This is a genomic window from bacterium (assembly GCA_019695305.1).
In the GTDB taxonomy this organism is placed as follows: Bacteria; UBA10199; UBA10199; order UBA10199; family JAIBAG01; genus JAIBAG01.
The window spans coordinates 1-6,029 of record JAIBAG010000054.1 but is presented as its reverse complement, the minus strand read 5'-3'; the positions used below and the strand labels follow the sequence as shown (position 1 = coordinate 6,029).

Sequence of the window (6,029 nt, the reverse complement as noted above, 5' to 3'; positions counted from 1 at the left end):
AACAATAGAAACCCCCAAAACTTTCCGCTATATTGCTTCTCGGCATGTTATTCAGAGAAATATTTAAAGCTTTTGCGAAAGATGGTTTAGATTACGTTGTTGTTGGGGGGATTGCCGTTAATCTTCACGGTTATGCCCGGATGACGGCCGATTTGGATATTTTTGTTTCATTAAACGATGAAGATGTCTTGAGATTCATTAAAATCGTAAAACGGATAGGGTATGTTCCGCGCATTCCTGTGGCTATTGAGGACTTTGCTGTTGAAGCCAACAGAAAACAATGGATGCTTGAAAAAAACATGAAGGTTTTTTCGGTTGTGAAACCCAATAGTCCCTTGGATCATGTAGATGTGTTGCTGGAACAAATTATCAGTTTTAACGAACTCAAAAAAAATGCCGTGATTATGAAAATGGATGGAATTTCTATCCCTGTGGCCAGTATTTCCCATATGATCAAGCTTAAAAAGCATGCGGGAAGAGATAGGGATCTTTTGGATATCAAGTATCTTGAAAAAATACAGGAGGTTAAAGATGCCAAAAGTAAAAAAAGGAAAAAATAGTGATTCTAATGATATTGATATGGATGACTTAATTTACTTTATGAAATTAAGTGTAAAAGAAAAACTGGCTCATCTGGAGAAACTGAGAAAATTTTTTTATAAGGTTACACCCAAAGCCAATATTAAAATATGGGCTCAATTAAGGGATAAAGGCTATTAATATGCAAAAACTAGCAGGATATCGTAAAAAAATAGACTCCATTGATGCAGAAATTTTAAATTTATTATCAAATCGTGGGAAAGTGGCTGAAGAAATCGGGAAGATTAAGAAAAAAACCGGTGGACCTATTCATGTGCCCTCGCGTGAAAAACTTATTTACGAACGCTTGGCAAATCTTAACCGTGGGCCGTATAAAAATCAGTCCCTCATTTCTATTTTTCGTGAAATTATTTCAGCTACACGCTCACTCGAAGAACCCCTCAAGGTTTCTTATTTAGGTCCTTTGGGTACGTTTACCCAAATGGCGGCCGAAAAATATTTTGGATCGTCTACAGAACTCTTGCCCGAAGGTTCTATTAAATCGGTTTTTCAAGCTGTTGAACGTGGGCATACCCATTACGGGGTTGTGCCCATTGAGAATTCTACCGAGGGTTTGGTGAGTCAATCGCTCGATCTTTTGGTGGAATCGCCGCTTCATATCCAAGCCGAAATTATTTTGCGTATTTCGCATCATTTAATGAGTGCTCAGGCGCTCGATTTAAAACAGATTAAGACGGTTTATTCGCATCCACAGGCCTTGGCACAATGTCGCAGCTGGCTTCTTAAAAATGTTCCTCAAGCAAAACTGAAAGAAACCGAAAGTACCGCTGCTGCCGCTCGTCATGCGTTAAACGAAAAAAACAGTGCGGCTATTGCCAGCGAAATTGCGGCTAATCATTATAAGCTTTCCATCATCCGTAAAAATATTCAGGATCTGGTACAAAACTACACGCGCTTTTTAGTGGTGGGTGAGGATGTGAGCAATACGGCTACCAAAAGTGATAAAACCTCCATCGTGTTTACCATTCAGGACGAAGTAGGGGGGCTGTATAAAATTTTATCGCCGCTGGCTTCGGGTAAAATTAATCTTACCAAAATTGAATCGCGTCCTCTAAAGCGTAAAGCCTGGGAATATTTGTTCTCGGTCGATTTAGACGGCCATGCGGATGAACCTAAAATTAAAAAGGCGCTGGCGGCTATTAAGAAACGCTGTTCGTTTTTTAAAGTGTTGGGTTCTTACCCTGTGGGGCAGGTTTATTAATGTTTAACAAAGTTGCTATCATTGGCGTGGGTTTACTTGGCGGATCCTTGGGTCTCGAATTACGTCGTAAAAAAATGGCCAAAACTGTGGTGGGTTGTGGGCGGAGTGTGCCTAATTTAAAAACGGCCGTTCGTAAAAAGCTGATTCATTCTTATGTTGCCGATGTGGCTAAAGCTGTTGCCGACGCCGATTGTATTATTTTGGCAGCACCTGTTTTAACCATCGAAAATCATCTTAAAATTATTGCCAAAAAAGCTAAGCCCGGATCTTTAGTAATGGATGTGGGTTCTACCAAAGAAAAAATTGTGGCTGCTGCCTCCAAGGTTTTGCCCAAACATATCTTTTTTGTAGGTGCACACCCCATGGCAGGCACCGAAAAGAGTGGGGCTGATGCTGCTCTTCCCGATTTATTTAAAGGAAGAAAATGTTTTTTAACGCCTGATAAGAAGACTTTTAAACCAGCTTTGCGTTTGGCCGGGTTATTCTGGAAAAAAATCGGATGCTCTGTAGAAACTCTTTCTCCCACAGAACATGATGCCTTGCTGGCTGCTACCAGTCATTTACCTCAGGTAGTGGCTTATGCCTTGATGTCGGTTTTAAACGCAACAATGCCTCCCAAAAAATTGGCTCATTATGCCGGAAAAGGGCTGCGCGATACCACGCGCATTGCCGCTTCACCCGCCAGCATGTGGACGGATATTCTTTTGGCTAATCAAGCCAATATGCTGCCACTTTTTACTCAATGTAAAAAGGACTTGGAAAAAATAGCCGGCTGGGTAAAGAAGGGCAACACCCGGCAGCTTACGGCCTATTTCGAAAAATCATCCCGTGCGCGTCGGCAGATTGTATGAGCTCTTTAACTGTTACCTCTAAATCGAATATTAAAGCCACTATCACTGTTCCTGGCGATAAATCCATTTCGCATCGTAGCCTTATTTTTGGAGCCTTGGCCGAAGGGGAATCGCGTGTTTCTAATCTTCTTTTGGGTGAAGATGTTCTCTCCACCATGACCATCTTGCAGAAGATGGGTGTTAAAATGTCGCATACGGCCGAAACGATTAAACCGGGTGATATTTTAACCATTCAAGGCAAAGGTATTCATTCTCTCAAAGCTACTTCGGATATTTTAGATTGTGGAAACTCTGGCACCACCATGCGCCTTATGTTGGGTTTGCTTTCTGCGCAGGATTTTTCGTCCACTCTTACCGGCGATGCTTCGCTCAATAAACGCCCCATGGAACGCGTGTTTGAACCGCTCCGTAAAATGGGAGCCAGCTTTGAAGTGAAAGAAGTAGATGGTAAACGTCTTATTACCGTTCACGGCAAAAAGAATTTAAGCGGTGGATCGTTTACCTTGCCGGTGGCTTCAGCTCAAGTAAAATCGGCCATTGTGCTTGCGGCTTTGGGTAGTGGATGTGCCGTGGATGTGACCGAACCTTCACTCTCGCGCGATCATACCGAACGCATGCTGTTAGGTATGGGAGCTCCGTTAAGTATTAAAAATACTACCGTAAGTTTACCGGCCACATCTGGTTTAAAGTTAAAACCTCTTGGAAATTTTAGTGTGGCTAACGATTTTTCATCGGCTGCTTTTTTTATTGCGGCAGGTCTCATTGTTCCCGGAGCCCACGTTACTCTTAAACAAGTAAACTTAAATCCTACTCGTGCCGCTCTTTTGGATGTTTTTAAAAAAATGGATGGCAAGATTGAGATCCAAAACGAACAGGATGTGTCTGGTGAGAAAGTAGGGGATATCATCGCCCGTTATTCATCTTTAAAAGGAACAAGCGTATCTGGGCAAATTATTCCCTGGCTCATTGATGAGATTCCTATCTTGTCCATTGTGGCTTCCAAGGCCCAAGGCGAGACAACTATTGCCGATGCCAAAGAACTGCGCGTAAAAGAAAGCGATCGTATTAAAGTGATGTGCGGCCACTTGGCCGTTTTAGGGGTAAATGTGGGTGAAAAACCGGACGGGATGGTTATTCAAGGTCCATCACCTTTCAAAGGGGGTAGTTTTAAAAGTCACGGCGATCATCGTGTGGCCATGAGTTTTGCCATTGCGGGCTTGTGTTCGGATGCTCCTGTAATTATTGATGATACCGATTGTATCAAAACCTCGTTTCCCTCGTTTTTTAAGCTCTTCGAAAAACTGTAATCCTTGGGTGGGGTAACCCCCTCCCGTCCTCCCCCTTAGTCTAAGGGGGAGGGGCGAAGAGCGTTCCCTCCCTTAGATTAAGGGATGGTCAGGGTGGGTTACTCTTTCATAAAACTATTTGACAAATAAGGGGAAAATCAGCTACACCCACCCTCCCGATGCTACTCATGGCCAGCCAAGGCAGGGAGCCACTCGGAACAGGTATTTCCTGCATTTGATTTGAGCACTCTTGGTTCTCAGAAGGATGTCGAAGTACTCTAAGAAAGAAATAAAATAATATGAATACAGCAGAAGACTTTAAAACGCTTTTTGAAGAAAGCGCAAAACATATGGATGTAAAAGAAGGCGGCATTTTAAAAGGTGTTGTTGTGGGTTTAAACCGCGACAATGTCATGATCAATGTCGGTTTCAAATCGGAAGGCTTTGTTAACAAAGAAGAATTTAGAAACTTTGAAGGACAAATCGTGGTTACCCCCGGCGATGAAATTGAAGTGGTAGTAGAACAGATCGAAGACGCCAATGGCGTGATTGTTCTCTCCAAAGAACGTGCCGATGCACTTCGTTCGTGGGACAGAGTAGCCGAAGTGTTTGAGAAAAACGGCAATATCGATGGCGTTGTGGTTAACAAAATTAAAGGCGGTATGTCGGTTAATTTGGGTGGTATTAAGGCTTTCTTGCCTGCTTCTCAAATCGATCTTAAACCGGTTAAAAGCTTAGACAAGCTTATCAACCAAAAATACACGTTTAAAATTTTAAAACTCAACAAGGCAAAAGGGAATATTGTTCTCTCGCGTCGCGCCATTTTGGAAGTAGAACGCGAAAGCCAGAAGAAAGATCTGTTGGGTAATTTGCGTGAAGGCCAAATTGTAAAAGGTATTGTTAAAAACATTACCGATTACGGCGCTTTCATCGACCTTGGTGGTATCGATGGCTTACTCCACATTACCGATATCTCGTGGGGCCGTGTGAATCATCCTTCGGAAGTATTAAAGATGGGTGACGAAATTGAAGTGGCTATCCTTAAATACGATTCTGACAACGAAAAAGTATCGCTTGGCTTAAAGCAACTTCAACCCGATCCGTGGAAAGATGTTGATAAGCAATTTACTCCTGGTGAACGCGTGAACGGCAAAATCGTGAACGTAACCGATTACGGTGTATTCGTAGAATTAGCCGCCGGCATCGAAGGTTTGGTGCACGTTTCCGAATTAACCTGGAGCAAAAAAGTAAAACACCCGTCCAAACTTGTAAAAGTGGGCGATACGGTGGAAGCTGTTATTTTAGACGTAGACGGTGGCAACCGCCGCATCTCGCTGGGCGTTAAACAGCTGGAAGCTAATCCCTGGAACGGCTTGGCCGAACGTTATACGCCTGGTACCAAAGTGAAAGGTACCATCCGTAACATTACCGATTTCGGTGTGTTCTTAGGCATTGAAGGCGAAGATATCGACGGTTTAATCCACATTTCGGATTTAACCTGGGATCGCGATTTAAAGCATCCTTCTGATAAATTCCAAAAAGGCCAAGAGCTTGAAGCTATTGTTCTGTCGGTTGATAAAGACAACGAACGTTTTGCTTTAGGTTTAAAACAACTTTCCGATGATCCTCGTGAAGCTACTACTCGCAAGTTTGGTGTGGGACGCGATGTTACCGGTAAAGTAACCGATGTAGACGCTAAAGGCGTTACCGTAGAACTTGAAGACGGTATGCAAGGTCACATTGGTTTGTCCGATTTATCGGCGCACGAAAGAGTAGACCCCAAAGATAAGTTTAAAGTGGGTGATACGATTTCGGCTAAAGTTAAAAAGTTTGACGATCGCAACAACAAGGTTTTATTAAGCGTAAAAGCTTACGAAAAAGACCAGGAAAAAGCCAATATGCGCGATTTCCATGCCCAACAGGGTGATGCAACCGTTAAGCTGTTTGATACTCTTAAAACAAACTCTTAAAAAAAAGCGGGGGGCCCATAAGGCCCCCCGTTTAAATTCATGTCCCGGCATCCCATACTTTATTCCTTCCTTATTTTAGGTGCGGTTTTTTGTGTGCTTGCCGGTTTTATTTCAATTTTAT

At 42.9% G+C, this 6,029-nt stretch carries 6 protein-coding genes; all 6 read left to right on the top strand.

Features of this window, described 5'->3' with window-relative positions:
• Positions 1–44: 44 nt before the first annotated feature.
• The 6 genes from K1X76_12920 (at position 45) to K1X76_12895 (ending at position 5,908) form a co-directional block, all read left to right on the top strand.
• Positions 45–560 (top strand): nucleotidyltransferase family protein, encoded by a 516-nt coding sequence (locus K1X76_12920; GenBank protein MBX7149964.1) that lies wholly within the window; start codon positions 45–47, stop codon positions 558–560.
• Entirely contained in the window at positions 532–720 is a 189-nt protein-coding gene (locus K1X76_12915) for a hypothetical protein (GenBank protein MBX7149963.1), read from the top strand. The genes K1X76_12920 and K1X76_12915 overlap by 29 nt, the downstream gene beginning before the upstream one ends.
• 1 nt (position 721) lies before the next feature.
• Positions 722–1,801, top strand: a complete 1,080-nt coding sequence (gene pheA, locus K1X76_12910; protein MBX7149962.1) for a prephenate dehydratase — start codon at positions 722–724, stop codon at positions 1,799–1,801.
• Entirely contained in the window at positions 1,801–2,652 is an 852-nt protein-coding gene (locus tag K1X76_12905; GenBank protein ID MBX7149961.1) for a prephenate dehydrogenase, read from the top strand. Before pheA ends, K1X76_12905 begins: the two co-directional genes overlap by 1 nt.
• Entirely contained in the window at positions 2,649–3,959 is a 1,311-nt protein-coding gene (gene aroA, locus K1X76_12900) for a 3-phosphoshikimate 1-carboxyvinyltransferase (GenBank protein ID MBX7149960.1), read from the top strand. The genes K1X76_12905 and aroA overlap by 4 nt, the downstream gene beginning before the upstream one ends.
• Before the next feature lie 278 nt (positions 3,960–4,237).
• Positions 4,238–5,908, top strand: a complete 1,671-nt coding sequence (locus tag K1X76_12895; protein MBX7149959.1) for a 30S ribosomal protein S1 — start codon at positions 4,238–4,240, stop codon at positions 5,906–5,908.
• Positions 5,909–6,029: the final 121 nt, after the last annotated feature.